The organism is Streptomyces naganishii JCM 4654, assembly GCF_014650575.1.
GTDB lineage: Bacteria > Actinomycetota > Actinomycetes > Streptomycetales > Streptomycetaceae > Streptomyces > Streptomyces naganishii.
Genome location: NZ_BMVF01000023.1, coordinates 1 through 17,182, shown reverse-complemented (window position 1 = coordinate 17,182; position 17,182 = coordinate 1). Strand labels below are relative to the sequence as shown.

Below are 17,182 nucleotides of genomic sequence, written 5' to 3'. Positions count from 1 at the left end.
AGCCCGACGACGATGGGGGCACCGCCCATGCCGTCAAGGCGATGGGGGAGGGTACGTCAGGGGGTGGGCTTGCCGGGGAGGTGTCAGTGAGGGGACACGCCGAGGGCGGGGAGGACCACGGCGTCGATGTACGAGATGAGGAACGCGCGGGTGGGCGGCTGGTCGTCGAGCAGGGCCCGGGTGGCGAAGCCACCGACCATCATGTGCAGCGTGAACTCCAGGGCGGGGCAGTCCTCGCGGATCTCCCCGCGGTCCACGGCACGCCGCATGACCTGCCGGAACCCGCCCATCTCCGGGTCGATGACCTGCTCCCGGAAGGCCTGGCGCAGATCCTCGTTGTGGTGCATCGCCATGGCGACGCCCCGCATGAGCGCGGAGTTGCGCTCCATGGTGCAGTCGTCCTCCAGCGCCACCAGGGCGTGCAGGTCGCCGCGCAGGGAGCCGGTGTCGATCTCGTCGAGACGGCCCGGCTTGCCGTGCCGCAGCGCCTTGACGACCAGATCGGCCTTGCCGCCCCACTGGCGGTAGAGCGTCGCCTTGCTGGACTTGGTACGGGCGGCGACGGCGTCCATGGTGAGGGCGTCGTAGCCGACTTCGCGGAGCAGGTCGAGCACGGCCTCGTACAGCTCGGCCTCGCGCTCGGGCGTGATGCGGCTGCGCCGCTGGGTCGCGCCCTCGGCCATGTCCGTCACCCCTTCCGCTCCGGTACCGCTTGCGAACGACACGGTTTCGTACGCGTCGTACCGAACGAATGTAGCGCAGGACCAAAGCGAAACGAAACTGTTTCGTACGTGTGCTGGGTCACGCGCTCCGCACACGGTCCCGTCTTTCACGATTTGCCCCGCTCCATCCCCCGGCGAAGCATGGGGAGGTGAGCTATCTGCGCCTGCCGCACATCAGCGGCGACCTCCTGTGCTTCGTGACCGAGGACGACCTCTGGCTGGCGCCGCTGGACGGCGCGGGCCGGGCCTGGCGCCTCACCGTGGACCGCACCAAGGCCGGCCACCCGCGCTTCTCCCCCGACGGCCGCCGGCTCGCGTACACGAGCTGGCGCAGCCTGGTGCCTGAGGTCCACCTGCTCGACGTGGACGGCGGGCCCGGCCGGCAGCTGACGTACTGGGGCAGCTCCGACACCCAGGTGTGCGGCTGGAGCCCGCCCGACGAGCACGGCCACACCGCGATCCTCGCCGTCGCCTCGCACGGCGAGCCGTTCTCCTACTTCACCTGGGCCTACAAGGTCGACACCGACGGCTCCCCCGGCCGCAAGCTGCCCTGGGGGCCGGTCTCCGACATCCAGGTCGCCGACGTCGACGGCGAGCGGCGCAGCCTGCTGCTGACCGGGACCCCGCCGCACGAACCCGCCTCCTGGAAGCGCTACCGCGGCGGCGCCACGGGCCGCCTCTGGCTGCACGGGCGGCGGCTGCTCGCCGGCCTCGACGGCCATCTGGCCTGCCCGATGTTCGTCGGCGGCCGGATCGCCTTCCTCTCCGACCACGAGGGCGTCGGCAACCTCTACTCCTGCGCCCACGACGGCACCGACCTGCGCCGCCACACCGACCACGACGCCTTCTACGCCCGGCACGCCTCGAGCGACGGCACGCGCGTGGTGTACCAGTGCGCGGGCGACCTGTGGATCGTCGACGACTTCTCCCCCGGCGCCGTCCCGCGCCGGCTGGAGGTACGCCTGGGCGGGCCCCGGGCCGGACGCCGCCCGTACCAGGTGCCGGCCTCCCAGCACGTCGACGGCCTCTCGGTGGACGAGACCGGCCGCGCGAGCGCGATCGTCGTACGCGGCTCCCTGTACTGGCTGACCCACCGCGACGGCCCGGCCCGCACCCTCATCGACACCCCGGGCGTACGCGTCCGGCTGCCGGAGATGCTCGGCGAGACCGGCCAGGTCGCCTACGTCACCGACGCCGAGGGCGAGGACGCCGTCGAGATCTCCCACCTCCCCCGCGCCACCGGCGCACGCCCGCCCCGCAGGCTCGCCTCCGGGCGGTTGGGCCGGGTCCTGGAGATGGTCGCCGACCCCGCGGGCGAACGCCTGGCCATCGCCTCCCACGACGGCCGCCTGCTGCTGCTCGACGTGACGGACGGCGGGGGCACGGACGGCGTGGGCGCGGAAGCCGAGGGCTCGAACGCCGAGGGTGAGACCGCGGGCGAGACGGCAGCCGAAGCGGAAGCCGAGGCCGGGGGCGAGGGTGAGGCCGGGGCCGAGGGCGAGACCGGGGTCGAAGCCGAGGTCGCGACCGAGGTCGAAGCCGGGGTCGAGACCGGGGCCGAAGCCGGGGTCGAGACCGGGGCCGGAGTCACCGAGCTGGTCCGGTCCGTCAACGGGCCCGTGCGGGACCTGGCCTTCTCCCCCGACGGGGCCTGGCTGACCTGGTCGCACCCCGGGATCGGGCGCACCCTGCGGCAGATCAGGATGGCCCGCATCAAGGACCGCACGGTCGTCGACGTCACCAACGGCCGCTTCGAGGACGAGAACCCGGTGTTCACCCGGGACGGCCGCTACCTCGCCTTCCTGTCCTGGCGCGGCTTCGACCCGGTGTACGACGTGCACACCGGCGACCTGTCCTTCCCGCTCGGCTGCAAGCCCTACCTGGTCCCGCTGTCCTCCGCGACCCCCTCCCCCTTCGCGCTCAACCCCGAGGGCCGCCCGGCGGCGGGCGGCCTGGACCCGGTGGAGGACGAGGACAGCGGCGAGTCGGGCACCGTGACGGTCGAGGTCGAGGGCCTGGAGAACCGGGTGACGCCGTTCCCGGTCATCGCCTCCAAGTACTCCGGCCTGTACCCGGTGGCGGGCGGCGGCCTGGTCTGGCTGCGCTGGCCGATCTCGGGCGCGCTCGGCGAGACCTTCGCCAACCCGGACGACACCACCGGCCGCCCGACCCTGGAGCACTTCAACATCAGCAAGGCGAAGAAGTCCGAACTCGTCGGCCACCTCGACTGGTTCGGGGTCAGCGGGGACGGCACCCGGCTGGTCGTCGTCGACGAGGGCGACCTGCGGGCCGTGCCGTCCACGGAGATCGGCGACCTCGACACCACGGCCTGGATCGACATGCGCCGGATCGTGCAGGTCGTCGACCCGGCCGCCGAGTGGCGCCAGGCCTACGAGGAGGCGGGCCGGCTGATCCGCGCCTACTTCTGGGAGCCGCGGATGTGCGGCATCGACTGGGACGGCGTACTCGCGCAGTACCGCCCGCTGGTCGAACGGGTCGCCTCCCCCGACGAGTTCGCCGACCTGCTGCGCGAGGTGCTGGGCGAGCTCGGCACCTCGCACGCCTACGTCGCCGCCGCCCGCCGCAACGAGGGGCCGCCGCACTACCAGCGCTGGCAGGGCCTGCTCGGCGCCAACTTCGCGCACCGGGAGGCCGGCTGGGTGGTCGGGCGGATCCTGTCCGGCGACTCCTCCGACTCCAAGGCGCGCTCCCCGCTGGCCGGCACGGGCATCCGCGAGGGCGCGGTCCTGACCCACGTGGACGGCCGCCCGGTGGACCCGGTCGCCGGCCCGTACCCGCTGCTCGCCGGCTCCGGCGGTACGACGGTGGAGCTGACCTTCGCGCCGGCCGAGGGCGGGGGACCCGCGCGCCGGGTGGCCGTCGTCCCGCTGATCGACGAGCGGCCGCTGCGCTACCAGGACTGGGTGGCCAAACGGCGCGCGGTGGTGCGGGAGTTGAGCGGCGGCCGGTGCGGCTATCTGCACATCCCCGACATGGGCGGCTCCGGCTGGGCGCAGTTCAACCGGGACTGGCGCATGGAGGTCTCCCGGCCCGCGCTGATCGTCGACGTGCGCGGCAACGCGGGCGGGCACATCAGCGAACTCGTCGTCGAGAAGCTGACCCGGACCATCCTCGGCTGGGACCTGACCCGGGGCGCGCAGCCGGTGTCGTACACCTCCAACGCGCCCCGCGGGCCGCTCGTGGCCCTCGCCGACGAGGCGACCTCCTCCGACGGCGACATGATCACCGCGGCCTTCAGGCTGCTGAAGCTCGGGCCGGTCGTCGGCCAGCGCACCTGGGGCGGAGTGGTCGGCATGACCGGCAGGCACCGCCTGGGCGACGGCACGGTGATCACGGTGCCGATGAACGCGGCCTGGTTCAACGCGTACGGCTGGTCCGTGGAGAACCACGGCGTCGCGCCGGACGTGGAGAGCCTGCGCACCCCGATGGACTGGGCCGAGGGCCGGCACGTGGAGATGGACGACGCCATCGAACTCGCCCTGGAACTCCTGGAGTCCAACCCGGCCGCCGACCCGCCCGACTACCGCGACGTGCCCGACCGGTCCCGCCCGAAGCTGCCCCCGCGCCCCTGAGGCGGCCCGCGGCCGCGGTGTCCCGGCGGGGGCACGGACGCGGGGTGCCCCGACACACAGGGCACCCCGCGTCTTCCCGGCCGAAGCCGAGCATGGCATCACACGATGACTACGGTGACGACGGTGACTACCGGTCGTAGTCCTCGTTGAGACGGTCCTCCATCTCGTCGTGCGTGTCGTCGATGCCCTGACGCGCACGCTCGCGCTGCTGGGACGAGCGCTGGCCGGCCTTCTCGCGGCCCTCGCCGGTGCGCTCCTTGCCCTGCTGCTGCCACTGCTCGGCCTGGTCCTGGAACTTGTCCTTCATAGCCATGCTGTTTCACTCCCGTGTGGGTGAAGGGGATCCCCAAGTGGGTGAGGGGATCGACCTCGACCAGATTCACACGGGCGGTGACCGTGCGCATGTCGATCAACGACGGTGCGTAATCGGCGGGTCGGCGGCCGCGTGAGCGGGGGATCAGCGGCGGCGCGGGCCCGAAGTGCTCCGGGTGCCGCGGTGCTGTTCGTCGGCGGCGCCGCCCGCTCCCACCAGCCCGGTCCGCATCCCGGCGAGGCGGTCCGCGAACCGCCGCATCTCCCGCTGGCCCACCGTCCCGATGAGGCCCGGCAGATACCCGCGCACGCCCTGCATCCCGCGCAGCCACCACTGCCCGTAGACGTGGCTCGAGCGCCGCTCGACGCCCTCGACGATCCGGTCCACCGTCGGACCCAGCGGGTAGGTCTTGTTGGACGGCCACACCAGCCTCTGCCTCAACTCCCGCATCACGTCGTCCTGGTCGGCGCCGCGCACCATGTCGGTGTCGGTCCAGGACAGGTAGGCGACGCCCACCCGCACGCCCAGGTGGCCGACTTCGGCCCGCAGGCTGTGCGCGTACGCCTCCACACCGGACTTGGAGGCGCAGTACGCCGTCATCATCGGCGCCGGGGTGATGGCGGCGAGGGAGGCGATCTGGAGCAGGTAGCCGCGGCTCTTGGTCAGCGCGGGCAGGAACGCCCGCCCGGTGACGGCCGAGCCGATGAGGTTGACCTCGATCACGCGCCGCCAGGACTCCGGGTCGGAGCCGGCGAACGGACCGCCGGTCGCCACACCGGCGTTGGCGACCACGATGTCCACCTTCCCGAACCGCTCCTCGACCTCCGCGGCGACCCGGGTCATCGCCTCGTGGTCGGTGACGTCGGCGTGCCAGTACGCGCTCTCGCCGTGCAGCCGTTCCGCGACCTGCTTCAGCGCGTCAGGCTCCAGACCGACCAGCGCGACCCGCGCGCCGCGCGCGGACAGTTTGCGCGCGAGCAGTTCCCCCACGCCCCGCGCGGCCCCGGTGACGACCGCGACCTGTCCCTCCAGGCTCACCCTGCTCATGCGCCCTCCTTGATCCGTACGTCGTCGTCGTTCTCGTCGCCGTCGCGACCGCCGGCGCCCGCGCCGCCGTCCGGGTGCGCGTGCGACTGCCCGTAGGCGGTGACGAGTTCCCGGATCTTGCCGGTGATCAGCTCGGGCGCCTCCACCGGGGTCATGTGGCCGAGGCCGGCCAGTTCGGTCAGGCCGACGCACTGCGGCAGCGCGGCGGCCAGCGCCCGTGCGTGCACCGGCGGGGTCATCCGGTCGGCGGTGCCCACCACGACCGCGGCCGGCACCCGCAACTCCCGTACGCCGTGGTCGAGGTCGAGCAGGTTCAGCACCTCGGACCAGGCGTGCCGCACCCGGCTCGGGCAGCCGTGCACGATCCGGGCGCACGCCTCGACCATGTGCGGCGCCGAACCCGGGCCCATGGTGGCGTACTTGAGGATCCGCCGGGCGAGCGGCGTGACCGGCCCGAGGGGTGCGCGCGAGCCGAGGACGTGCCGGGTCAGCCAGGTGCGCGCCCGTCCGGACCGCAGCGGGACCACGGTCGACCGGGCCACCAGCCCCGAACTGCCGGTGCTGCACAGCAGTACGGCCGCCGCGTGTTCCTGGAAGCCGGGCCGGGCGGCGGCGGCCATGACGGTCATGCCGCCCATGGAGTGGCCCGCCACGACCGCCTTCTCGCCCGGGGCGAGGGTGGCCGCGAGCACGGCCTCCAGGTCGTCGGCGAGCGTGTCGGTGCTGCAGGCGGGGCTCGCCGGGCTGCGTCCGTGGCCGCGCTGGTCGTAGGCGATCACGCGGTGGTCGGCGGCCAGGTCGCGGATCTGCGCGGCCCAGAAGGCGGTCGAGCAGGTCCAGCCGTGGGCGAGCACGACGGCGGGGACTGCTGGGTCGCCGGCGGGGCCGTGCACCTCGACGTGCAGGCGGGCGCCGTCGGCGGAGGTGACGGTGAGCTCGCGGGCGGGCGTGGGCGGGGCGTACGGGCCGGAGGTGACGTGGGTCGTGCGGCTCACGCTTCCACCGCCTCGGCGCGCTCGTCGCGCTCGGCTGGCACGGCGGGCTCGGTGGGCTGGGTCTGCCCGGCGGGCTCGGCGGGCTCGGTGGGCTGGGTCTGCCCGGCGGGCTCGGCGGGCGCGGTGGCGCCCTCGCGGGCGGGCGCGCGCAGCACCTCGTACTCGGCGAGGTCGACCCGCCGGGTCGCGCGCCGGAACTCCGTGGTGGTGCCGGGCCAGATGGTGGTGTTGCGGCCGGAGGCGTCCAGGTACCAGCTGGTGCAGCCGCCGGTGTTCCACACCGTGCGCTTCATGCGGTCCTGCACCTTGCGGTTCCAGGCCTTCACCGCGCTCGGGCGGGCGTCCAGGGCGGCCCGGCCGCCGAGGACGTCGAGCTGGCGCAGGTAGTCGGCCATGTAGTTGAGCTGCGACTCGATCATCAGGATCATCGAGGAGTTCCCGAGGCCGGTGTTGGGCCCGATGATCGTCATCCAGTTGGGGAAGCCGGCCGCGGACGCGCCGCGCAGCGCCTCCATGCCGCCCCGCCAGCTCTCGGCGAGCGTGCGGCCGTCCGCGCCGACGACCCGCTCGGCGATCGGCATGTCGGTGACGTGGAAGCCGGTGCCGAAGACGATCGCGTCGACCTCGGCCTCGGTGCCGTCGGCGGCGACCACGGTGGAGCCGCGGACCTCGCTGAGCCCGGACGCCACCACGTCCACGTTGTCCCGCGCGAGCGCCGGGTAGTACGTGCTGGACAGCAGGATCCGCTTGCAGCCGATGCGGTAGTCGGGGGTCAGCTTGGCGCGCAGCGCGGGGTCCTTGATGGCGCGGGCCATGTTGCGCTTGGCCAGCCGCTCGACGAAGCCGAGCTCGTCGGGGCGCTTGGTGAACGCCTGGACCTGCAACTCCCGGATGCCCCACAGCAGTCCGCGGCGCAGCTGGGTGGTCACCGGCAGCGCGCGGTGCACCGAGCGCTCCAGGCCGCTGATCGCGCGGTCGACACGGGGCATCACCCACGCGGGGGTGCGCTGGAACAGGGTGAGCCGGGCGACCTCGGGCTGGATGGACGGCACGATCTGGATGGCGGAGGCGCCGGTGCCGACCATGGCGACCCGCTTGCCGGCGAGGTCGTAGTCGTGGTCCCAGCGGGCGGAGTGGAAGACCCGGCCGGGGAAGGTGTCGAGCCCGGGGATGTCCGGGATCTTCGGGTCGGACAGCGGTCCGGTCGCGGAGACCACGACGTCCGCGGAGAGGTTGCCGCCGGTGGTCTCGATGTCCCAGCGCAGCCTTCCGGCGTCCCAGGTCATCTTCTTGACCTCGGAGTCGAAGCGGATGTGCGGGCGCAGGTGGAAGACGTCGGTCACGTGCTCCAGGTAGGCGCGGATGTGCTCCTGGCCGGAGAAGGTGCGCGGCCACTCGGGGTTGGGTGCGAAGGAGAAGGAGTACAGGTGGGAGGGGACGTCGCAGGCGCACCCCGGATAGCTGTTGTCGCGCCAGGTGCCGCCGACGCTGCCGGCCCGTTCGAGCACGACGAAGTCGGTGATCCCCTCGCGGCGCAGCCGCACGGCGGCGCCGAGGCCGCCGAACCCGGACCCGATCACCGCCACCCGCACGTGCTCGTTCTCGTGACCGGGCCCTTGCCCGTGTCCTTGCCCGTGCACGTGCCCGTGTTCCCGCTCGGCCATGGAGCGCCCCTCCTCACAGCGAATCTGCCAGTGAACACTGGCGCAATGGGGAGCGTAGAGGAGCTCCGTACCGATCGGTAGGGGGCGGGCAAGGAAAGTTACCGGCGGTACAACATAGGCTGCTGCCGTGGCTGAAGACGCTGGACGACGCGACGGACGGGGCGCGGGCCCGCGCGAGTACCGCATGGAGGAGCTGGCCCGGCTGGCCGGCATCACCGTGCGCACGCTGCGCTTCTACCGCGAGCGCAAGCTGATCCCGCCACCGCGCCGCGAGGGCCGTATCGCCTGGTACGACGACCACCACCTGGCCCGGCTGCGCACCATCTCCGCCCTGCTGGAGCGCGGCCACACCCTCAGCGGCATCGCGGAACTGGCCGAGGCCTTCGACCACGGCCGCGACGTCGGCGACCTCCTCGGCATCGGCGCCCCCACCGAGGAGACCCCGGTGCGCTTGACACCCGAGGAACTCGCCGACCACTTCGCCGGCGAAGTCACCGCCGAGAACCTGGCCGCCGCCATGGACCTCGGCTACCTCGGCACCGACGGCGACGAGATCGTCCACATCAGCCGCCGCCTGCTGGACGTGTCCGCCGCCCTGGTCCGCGAGGGCATCCCCCTGGCCGAGGTGCTCGCCGCCGGCCGCCGCGTCCGCGACCACGCCGACGCCCTGGCCGCCCTCTTCACCGACCTGATCCTCCGGCACGCCTCGGAGGGCGACCTCCCGCGCCTGCGCCCCCTGGCGAAGAGCGTGGTCGACGCGGAACTGTCGATGGCCCTGGACCGGCGGCTCAGCAAGCGGACTTAAGGATCCGCCGGTCGTTCACTCCATCGGGGCACACTCAGGGCAAGCGCCGACGAAAGTCGATTCGACCTCCGAGAGTGGGACCGAAAAGGCCCCGGCGGCTGTGTCAGCAGCCCCGGGGTACGGCCGACTCTTCCAAGGAGTGTCGACATGCCCGAGCGTAGCCCGCTCTCGGCCCTTCCCGCTTGCTTCGACCCGCTCCGCGCCCGTCCGCTCCGGGCGTTGGCAGCTCTGCGTCTGAGCTGCGCCACCAGTGTGACAACATCACCCGGCCGGCAGCGCTCCGCCGTCCGGCGCTGCGCCGACCAACTCCGCTTCACTCTGATCGCCGAAGCCTCGGACGTCGGCGTCTCGGCACGTAAGACATCTCCGTTCGAAAGGCCGGCCCTCTCACCGTGGCTGCAACGACCCCACGCGTACGAGGCTGACGTCTGGTCGCACGTCGACCGTGCGGTGCGCTCCGTTCAACACATGACCGAGTTGATCGCATGGGCTCGCCGGCACGGCCGAATTCTCGTCTTCGGGATGCCCGAGGACGGTTTTCCGCTGGTGATGACACCTCTCTCAGGCGACTCCGTCGTCCAACGCTGCGTGGACCTGGCCCGCGACGCCCAGCAGGAGGCGGAGACCATCTCCGCGCGCCTCACCAGCGCCCACGCGGCCCTGCGCGAGACCGGTCGCTACGGCGGTGGGCTGGTGCCCTTCGGATACCGGAAGGCACCTCATCCTTCGGGAAGCGGGTGGTGCCTGGCTCCCGACCCCGATACCGCCCCCCTCGTGCGGTCGATCGTGAGCGATGTGGAATCGGGACGGTCGCTGCTCGCCATCGCGCGCGACCTCAACGAGCAGGGCGTGCCCGTCCCTCGGGACCGCCATGCCCAGCTCCAGGGGCGCTCCATGGGGGGCCGCCGCCACGGGCGCGACTTCGACCGCTTCCGGTGGACGTCCGGCACCCTGTCCAAGGTGCTGCGCAGCCCGACCTTGATGGGCCACCGCACCCATGGTGGCCAGACCGTCCGCGATGAACTGGGTGCGCCCGTGCTCATCGGCCGTCCGCTGCTCTCCGATGCCGAGTTCGACGCCTTACAGGTCACTTTGCGGGCCCGCTCCAACGGGACCCACCGCCCGAGGCGTCGAACGACTGCCTTGCTCATCGGCGTGGCGCACTGCCAAGGGTGCGGCGGACGCATGTACTTCGCCGCGCGCAAGGGCTACGCGTACGGCGACTACCTGTGCCGAGCGACCGCTCGCGGTGAGGTGTGCCCCGCACCTGCGGGGATGCGCTCCGACTGGCTCGAGCGGTACACGCTCGACCGCTACCACCAAGCGACGGGGAAGGACGGGAGAGCAGTCCGCGAGGGCCTGCTCCGCGACGGAGTCCGCGTAACGGCCGCCAAGGGCCGACGCGGCGGCGGGCCCGAACGCAACCATGGGCCGGACACCGCACGCCTGACCTTCACCATCGGAGAACCGAGCGACAGCCGGTGGGACCACTGAGCTGACCGACGAGACCGCACGGGAGAGCAGCACCTGCCGGCAGGGCCTCCCGCGCGGTCAGCGTCACATCGCGAAGATCACGGTCACCGGGGCGTGGTCCGACCACCGCTCTGCATGGCTGGCCGCTCGCTCCACGATCGCCTTGACCGCACGCTGAGCGAGCCCGGGCGTCGCCACGGCGAGATCGATTCTCCATCCCGAATCGTTGTCGAACGCCCGCCCCCGGTACGACCACCAGGTGTACGGTCCCTCGGTGTCCGGGTGCAGGGCGCGTACGACGTCGACGTAGCCGCCGTCCTCGGGGGTGAGCACGCGCGTGAGCCAGGCGCGTTCCTCCGGCAGGAAGCCGGAGTTCTTGGTGTTGCCGCGCCAGTTCTTCAGGTCGGCCCTCTGGTGGGCGATGTTCCAGTCGCCGCAGACGAGTACCTCGCGGCCGTCGGCGGCGGCCCGCTCGCGCAGCTCCTTGAGGTGGCCGAGGAACTCGCCCATGAACCGCGCCTTCTCGTCCTGGCGCTCGGTGCCCACCTCACCGGAGGGGAGGTAGAGGGAGGCGACCGTGACCCCGGGCAGGTCCGCCTCGACGTAACGGCCGCTCGCGTCGAACTCCGAGGACCCGAAGCCGATCCGGACCCGGTCCGGCTCGCGGCGGGTGTAGAGGGAGACGCCGGCGCGGCCCTTGGCGGCGGCGGGCGCGTGCACGACGTGCCAGCCCTCGGGGGCGCGCACCTGCTCGGGCAGCTGGTGCGGCTCGGCGCGCACCTCCTGGAGGCACAGCACGTCGGCGCCGGTCCCCGCGAGCCACTCCACGAAGCCCTTCCTGGCGGCGGCGCGCAGCCCGTTCACATTGGCGGAGGTCACAGTCAGCACGCGGGCACTTTACCGGCACACTGGACGGGGCCTCGTAAGAGACCATTGTCCCGCTCTCCCGTTACCGATTGCATTGATATACGGTGCCCAACATGATTTTGCGCCCTGTTCCCTTCGACCACCCGGACGCCGTCAAGCTGAACGACGAGGTCCAGGCCGAATACCACGTCCGCTACGGCGACGGCGGCGACGCCACCCCCCTGGACCCGGCCGAGTTCCGGCCGCCCCACGGCGTCTACCTGATCGCCTACGACGAGGACGGCACCCCGGTGGCCACCGGCGGCTGGCGCAGCCAGGACCGCAACGAGGAGGGCAACGAGGACGGCGACGCCGAGCTCAAGCGCATGTTCGTGATCGCGCAGATGCGCGGCCGCGGGCTCGCGCGCCGGATGCTCGCCGCGCTGGAGGAGGACGCCCGCGCCGCCGGCCGCCGCCGCATGGTCCTGGAAACCGGCGACCAGCAGCCGGAGGCCATCGCCCTCTACACCTCCAGCGGCTACGAACCGTGCGTCAAGTTCGGCTACTACCGGGAGTACGAGTCGAGCATGTGCTTCGCGAAGAAGCTGTAACCGAAGCCCTGGCCTAGGCCCTCGGCTTCGGCCGGGGCTTCGGCTTCGGACGAGGCCGAACATGTCGAAGCCCCCGTCAGTTTTCCCGACGGGGGCTTCGAGCTGCGTGGACCTGAGGGGATTTGAACCCCTGGCCCCCTCGATGCGAACGAGGTGCGCTACCGGACTGCGCCACAGGCCCTTGCAACGAGTGAAACTCTAGCATCCCCGTCCGGGTGGTTGGAAATCCGTACCCGGGCTGGTCAGGGGCGGGGATCACTCGTTGGCCGCGCGGGGGCGGTCGCCGTCCTCGTACTGGTCGAACAGCGGGGTCCGGCCGCGCTCGCGGGAGCGGCGGGCGGAGGCGGCGCGGCGGGCGTCGGTGCGGCCGTCGGCGCCGGGCCTGTCGTCGTAGGCGGGCGGCTCGGCGTGCTGCCCGGCGTGCGGCGGCTCCTCGGCGGCCGGGGCCGCCTCCTGCTCCGGCACGACGGAGGACGAGCGGGCCGAGCTCCAGGCGTCCGGCGCCCCCAGGTCCACGTCGGGGGTGGCGCGCGGGGCGACCGGCGCGGTCACGTAGGTGGGCAGCGGCACCGGCACCGGGTCCCAGCTGTCGCCCTGGCCGGGGCGGCTGCGGCGCTCGCGCTGCTGGTCCAGCCACTCGGCGTGGTCGGTCTGCTCGACCAGGGCGCGCCGGTCGGCGGCGAGCGCGGCGAGGCCGGGGTCGGTCTCCGGTTCGGGACCGGCGTCCGGTTCGTCGGCGGCCGGGTCCAGGGGCGTGCGCCGGCGCGGCTGGTGCCGGTTCTCGCGCAGCCGCTGGGCGGCGACCTCGGCGCGGCGGCGGTCCATCTGGTAGGCGAAGCGGCGCCGTTCCTGGGCGCGCAGATACGCGATGTACGCGCTGAGCATCACGGCCGGCACGGCGGGGGCCCACAGGAACGCGAGCCCGCCGACCGCGGCGACGATCGCGCCGACGGTGAAGGCGAGGAACAGTACGACGGTGGTGCGCCGACGGCGCGCGAGGACCTTGGAGCGCCGGGCGCGCGCGGCGGCCGCCTCCGCGCCGGGCGCGCGCCGGGCGGCGGGAACGCGTCGGCGGTCGGGGGCGGTAGAGGGGTTGGCGGAGGACGCGGGGACCTCGGAGGTCACCCTGCGGGAAGCGGTGCCCTGGGCCGGGACCGCCGCCGGGGGCCGGGAGCCCTGGGCGCGCCCCTGGCCCTGCCTGCCGTCGGCCGCCCGGCCGCGCTGCTCGCGCTGTTCCCGTGCGTCGCGGGCCGCCGCCTGTTCACGTGCGTCGCGGGCCGCCGCCTGTTCCCGTGCGTCGCGGGCCGCCGCCTGTTCCCGTGCGTCGCGGGCCGCCGCCTGTTCACGTGCGTCGCGGGCCGCCGCCTGCTCGCGGGCGGTTTCCGGCCGGTCCTGCGGCGGGTGCGCCGGCGCCTGCTCGCGCTCCCGCTCCCGGGCCGGGGGCACGGCGAAGGCCCGGACGTCCACCGAGTCGGTGACGGCGTCCGGTTCCACGGCGCTGGACTCCCCCTCCTCGGCGGAGCGCGCCCGCAGGTCCCTGGCGTACCGGCGCTCCATACCCGCCCGTCCGGACAGCAGCCGGATGGCGGTGCTGAAGCGTTCCGTCGGACGGGCCTCGTTCAGCTCGTCCTGCCTACGGAGCCACATCGGCACCAAGTAGGCGGCCCAGGCCCCGACGATGACTGCGTAGATGAGGCCGCTGCTGCTCACGCCTCACACGGTAGAGGGGTTTGCGTGAGGCCATCTGCCAATTGGGCCGGTGTGTCGCACGATCCGGCTGATATTTCGAACTTTTTTTGCGACCGATGCGATCAACAGCCCGTCAAGGCGGCGAATTCAATGAGTCGAAGACGATCGCACCCGGATCTCGGGACGATCATTTTCGAACACTTATTCAATTTCCGGGGCGCGCGGGATTCCCCTGGCTGTTCTCGGAGTCGCGCGGCCGGCTGCGGCGCCAGCGGTTCAGCAGTCCCTCGGGCACCTCTTCCGCGGTGAGTGCGAAGACCAGGTGGTCGCGCCAGGCTCCGTCGATGTGGAGATAACGCGGCCGCAGCCCCTCCTCGCGGAATCCGAGTTTCTCCACGACCCGGCGGCTCGGCCTGTTCTCGGGGCGAATGCAGACCTCGATGCGGTGCAGTCCGACGGTGCGGAAACAGTGGTCCACGACCAGTGCCACCGCCGTGGGCATCACCCCGCGGCCGGCCACCGACTCGTCCACCCAGTAGCCGATGTGGCCCGAGCACATCGAGCCCCAGGTGATCCCGGCGACCGTCAACTGCCCGACGAGACGCCCCTCGTACTCGATGACGAACGGCAGCATCCGGCCGGCGTGCGCCTCGGAACGCAGGTGCCGCACCATCTGCCGGTACGTCGGCCGGTGTGTGAGGGGGCCGCCGGGCGTGGGCGGCGGGATGGTCGCCTCCCAGGGTCTGAGCCAGTCCCGGTTGCGCCGGTTGACCTCGCGCCAGACCCGCTGGTCGCGCAGCTTTATCGGCCTCAGGACGACCGCGCCCTCAGCGAGCACCACGGGCCACGACGGGGTGTTCAGCTCGCACCCCCCGCGCCGGATCCGGGGTGGTCGCCGCCGCGGATCTGGTCCACGGCGTGCGTCAGGAGGGGCTCCAGCACCGCGAGGCCGTCCTTCACCCCGCCGGTGGAGCCCGGCAGATTGACGATCAGGGTCCGCCCGGCCACCCCGGCAAGGCCCCGCGACAGCGCGGCGGTGGGCACCTTGTCCCGGCCGTAGGCCCTGATCGCCTCCGCGATGCCCGGCACCTCGTACTCGATGACCTCGCGGGTCGCCTCGGGCGTGCGGTCGGTGGGCGAGACGCCGGTGCCGCCGGTGGTGACCACGGCGTCGTAACCGCTCTCGACGGCCGCGCGCAGTTCGGCGCGCACCGGGTCGCCGTCCGGCACGACGCGGGGGCCGTCGACGAGGAATCCGAACCGCTCGAGGGCGTCGGCGATCAGCGGGCCGCCCCGGTCCTCGTAGACGCCCGCCGCCGCCCGGTTGGAGGCGGTGACCACCAGTGCGCGGTAGGTCATGTCCGGCTCCAGTCGCCGGACTTGCCGCCCGTCTTCTCCTCCACCCGTACGTCCGTGATGACCGCCCTCTTGTCGACCGCCTTGACCATGTCGATCACGGTGAGCGCGGCGACGCTGACCGCGGTGAGCGCCTCCATCTCCACGCCCGTGCGGTCCGTCGTCCGCACGGTGGCCGTGATCTCCACGGCGTCGTCCGCGACCGACAGGTCCAGTTTCACACCCGACACCGACAACGGGTGGCACAGCGGGATGAGGTCCGGCGTGCGCTTGGCGCCCATGATCCCGGCGATCCGCGCGGTGGCCAGGGCGTCACCCTTGGGCATCCCCTCGCCGCGCAGCAGCTCGACCACGCGGGGCGAGACGAGGACGCGGCCGCGGGCGCGCGCGGTGCGCGCGGTGACGTCCTTGCCGGACACGTCGACCATGCGGGCCGCGCCCGCCTCGTCGATGTGGGTCAGCCGGCCCCGCGCGTCGTCCTGCGCGGGCGGTACGGGGGATCCGGGGGTCTCCCCCCGGGAAGGCACGGTCATGATCGTGTGGCGCTCCCGGTCGGGGCCCGGCGCGGTGCGGAGCGCGGGCCTGCTGTGCGCGACACGGTACCGCCAACCCCGCCCGCTCAGCCGAGCAGGATCACCTCGACCTCGGCGCCGGGCTCCACGGTCTCGACGTCCTCGGGTACGACGATGAGCGCGTCGGCCTGCGCGAGGGCGGCGATCAGATGCGAGCCGGAACCGCCCACGGGCGTCACCTCGCCGTCGCCGTGGGCTCCGCGCAGGAACTGTCTGCGGCCCCGCGGCGAGCTGAGCGCCTTGTCCGCGTTCAGCCGCGCCCGGACGGTGGGCCGGTGGACGTCCTGAAGGCCCATCAGGGTGCGGATCGCGGGGCGCACGAACAGCTCGAAGGACACGTACGACGACACCGGGTTGCCGGGCAGGGCCAGCAGCGGGATGTGGTCGGGCCCGACCGTGCCGAAGCCCTGGGGCTTGCCGGGCTGCATGGCGAGCTTGCGGAACTCCACCCCGGCGCCCGGCTCGTCCTCGTCGCCGACGTGGGACAGCGCCTCCTTGACGACGTCGTACGCGCCGACGCTCACCCCGCCGGTGGTGACCATGAGGTCCGCGCGGACGAGCTGGTCCTCGATGGTGGAGCGCAGGGTGTCGGCGTCGTCGGCGACGGCGCCCACCCGGTAGCCGATGGCCCCGGCGTCCCGCGCGGCCGCGGTCAGGGCGAAGCTGTTGGAGTCGTAGATCTGGCCGCCGCCGAGCTGCTCGTCGGGCTGGACGAGTTCGCTGCCGGTGGAGAGCACGACCACGCGTGGGCGCGGGCGCACCCGGACCGTCCCGCGGCCGATGGCGGCGAGCAGCGCGATCTGCGGGGGCCCGAGGACGGTGCCCGCGCTCAGGGCGCGGTCGCCCGCCTTGACGTCGCCGCCCTTCGCGCGCACGTGCGCGCGGGCCTCGGCCGGGCGGTACACGCTCACGTGCCCGGTGGCGCCCTCGGGGGCCAGGCTGCGGGCGCGCATCCCGCTGACCGGTCCCTCGCCGAGCCCGCCGTCGGTCCACTCCACCGGTACGACGGTCTCCGCGCCGGGCGGCAGCGGGGCGCCGGTCATGATCCTGGCGGCCTGGCCCGGCCCGACCCGGACGGGGTCGGCCGCGCCCGCGGCCACGTCCCCGACGACCTCGAGGTCCGCCGGGAACTCCTCGCTCGCGCCCGAGACGTCCGCGACCCGCACCGCGTAGCCGTCCATGGAGCTGTTGTCGAACGGCGGCAGGGACAGGGGCACCATGACGTCCTCGACCAGGACGCACCCCTGGGCGTCGAGCAGTTGCAGCTCGATGGGCTCCAGGGGGCGGACGGTGGCGAGGACGTCTGCCAGGTGCTCGTCCACCGACCAGAGGTGGTCGGGGCCCGGAGTGCGGGGCTCGGCGCTGCTCAACGTCGTTACATCTCCTCGGCTGCGTACCGGCGAAGCCAGGCCTTGAAGTCGGGGCCCAGGTCTTCACGTTCGCATGCGAGTCTGACAATGGCTCGCAGGTAGTCGCCGCGGTCGCCGGTGTCGTAG

At 73.0% G+C, this 17,182-nt stretch carries 15 protein-coding genes, 1 tRNA gene and 1 pseudogene; 4 read left to right on the top strand and 13 right to left on the bottom strand.

Annotation, left to right across the window (positions count from 1 at the left end; genetic code table 11):
• Positions 1 to 83: 83 nt before the first annotated feature.
• Positions 84 to 683 carry a TetR/AcrR family transcriptional regulator gene (locus IE217_RS30030; RefSeq protein ID WP_190181107.1) on the bottom strand — a complete coding sequence of 200 codons (600 nt, stop codon included), beginning with the start codon at positions 681 to 683 and terminating at the stop codon, positions 84 to 86.
• Positions 684 to 871: 188 nt separating this feature from the next.
• Between IE217_RS30030 and IE217_RS30025 the strand changes: the two genes are divergently transcribed.
• Entirely contained in the window at positions 872 to 4,315 is a 3,444-nt protein-coding gene (locus tag IE217_RS30025) for a S41 family peptidase (RefSeq protein WP_190181106.1), read from the top strand.
• 127 nt (positions 4,316 to 4,442) lie between these two features.
• Here the strand turns inward: IE217_RS30025 and IE217_RS30020 are convergent, their stop codons facing one another.
• The 4 genes from IE217_RS30020 to IE217_RS30005 form a co-directional block, all read right to left on the bottom strand.
• A complete protein-coding gene (locus tag IE217_RS30020) occupies positions 4,443 to 4,628 on the bottom strand; it encodes a hypothetical protein (protein ID WP_229865698.1) in 186 nt (61 codons plus the stop codon).
• A 144-nt stretch (positions 4,629 to 4,772) separates the two neighbouring features.
• Positions 4,773 to 5,675 (bottom strand): SDR family oxidoreductase, encoded by a 903-nt coding sequence (locus tag IE217_RS30015; protein WP_190181105.1) that lies wholly within the window; start codon positions 5,673 to 5,675, stop codon positions 4,773 to 4,775.
• A complete protein-coding gene (locus IE217_RS30010; protein ID WP_190181104.1) occupies positions 5,672 to 6,670 on the bottom strand; it encodes an alpha/beta fold hydrolase in 999 nt (332 codons plus the stop codon). Before IE217_RS30010 ends, IE217_RS30015 begins: the two co-directional genes overlap by 4 nt.
• Positions 6,667 to 8,334 carry a flavin-containing monooxygenase gene (locus IE217_RS30005; RefSeq protein ID WP_229865697.1) on the bottom strand — a complete coding sequence of 556 codons (1,668 nt, stop codon included), beginning with the start codon at positions 8,332 to 8,334 and terminating at the stop codon, positions 6,667 to 6,669. Before IE217_RS30005 ends, IE217_RS30010 begins: the two co-directional genes overlap by 4 nt.
• A gap of 184 nt (positions 8,335 to 8,518) precedes the next feature.
• Here IE217_RS30005 and IE217_RS30000 point away from each other — a divergent pair, with 184 nt between their 5' ends.
• Together IE217_RS30000 and IE217_RS29995 are read left to right on the top strand one after the other, a co-directional pair.
• A complete protein-coding gene (locus tag IE217_RS30000; protein ID WP_190181176.1) occupies positions 8,519 to 9,139 on the top strand; it encodes a MerR family transcriptional regulator in 621 nt (206 codons plus the stop codon).
• Positions 9,140 to 9,286: 147 nt separating this feature from the next.
• Positions 9,287 to 10,633 (top strand): recombinase family protein, encoded by a 1,347-nt coding sequence (locus IE217_RS29995; RefSeq protein WP_229865696.1) that lies wholly within the window; start codon positions 9,287 to 9,289, stop codon positions 10,631 to 10,633.
• A gap of 63 nt (positions 10,634 to 10,696) precedes the next feature.
• Here the strand turns inward: IE217_RS29995 and IE217_RS29990 are convergent, their stop codons facing one another.
• Positions 10,697 to 11,500: an exodeoxyribonuclease III gene (locus IE217_RS29990; RefSeq protein WP_190181102.1), complete on the bottom strand. Its 804-nt coding sequence runs from the start codon at positions 11,498 to 11,500 to the stop codon at positions 10,697 to 10,699.
• Positions 11,501 to 11,592: 92 nt separating this feature from the next.
• On the opposite strand from IE217_RS29990, the gene IE217_RS29985 reads away from it, so the two are divergent.
• Positions 11,593 to 12,069, top strand: a complete 477-nt coding sequence (locus IE217_RS29985) for a GNAT family N-acetyltransferase (RefSeq protein WP_189711447.1) — start codon at positions 11,593 to 11,595, stop codon at positions 12,067 to 12,069.
• 107 nt (positions 12,070 to 12,176) lie between these two features.
• Here the strand turns inward: IE217_RS29985 and IE217_RS29980 are convergent.
• The 7 genes and pseudogenes from IE217_RS29980 to IE217_RS29950 form a co-directional block, all read right to left on the bottom strand.
• A tRNA-Ala gene (locus IE217_RS29980) sits at positions 12,177 to 12,250 on the bottom strand.
• Positions 12,251 to 12,324: 74 nt separating this feature from the next.
• Positions 12,325 to 13,779: a divisome protein SepX/GlpR gene (gene sepX, locus IE217_RS29975; protein ID WP_190181101.1), complete on the bottom strand. Its 1,455-nt coding sequence runs from the start codon at positions 13,777 to 13,779 to the stop codon at positions 12,325 to 12,327.
• 184 nt (positions 13,780 to 13,963) lie between these two features.
• Positions 13,964 to 14,596 (bottom strand): GNAT family N-acetyltransferase, encoded by a 633-nt coding sequence (locus IE217_RS29970; protein ID WP_190181175.1) that lies wholly within the window; start codon positions 14,594 to 14,596, stop codon positions 13,964 to 13,966.
• A gap of 20 nt (positions 14,597 to 14,616) precedes the next feature.
• Positions 14,617 to 15,117: a MogA/MoaB family molybdenum cofactor biosynthesis protein gene (locus IE217_RS29965; RefSeq protein WP_190181100.1), complete on the bottom strand. Its 501-nt coding sequence runs from the start codon at positions 15,115 to 15,117 to the stop codon at positions 14,617 to 14,619.
• The gene (gene moaC, locus IE217_RS29960) at positions 15,114 to 15,647 is read right to left on the bottom strand and encodes a cyclic pyranopterin monophosphate synthase MoaC (protein WP_190181099.1); all 534 of its coding nucleotides are present in this window, start codon (positions 15,645 to 15,647) and stop codon (positions 15,114 to 15,116) included. Before moaC ends, IE217_RS29965 begins: the two co-directional genes overlap by 4 nt.
• A gap of 86 nt (positions 15,648 to 15,733) precedes the next feature.
• Positions 15,734 to 17,056 (bottom strand): molybdotransferase-like divisome protein Glp, encoded by a 1,323-nt coding sequence (gene glp, locus IE217_RS29955; protein WP_190181098.1) that lies wholly within the window; start codon positions 17,054 to 17,056, stop codon positions 15,734 to 15,736.
• 5 nt (positions 17,057 to 17,061) lie between these two features.
• Positions 17,062 to 17,182: pseudogene (locus IE217_RS29950) on the bottom strand (UTP--glucose-1-phosphate uridylyltransferase); the annotation flags it as partial.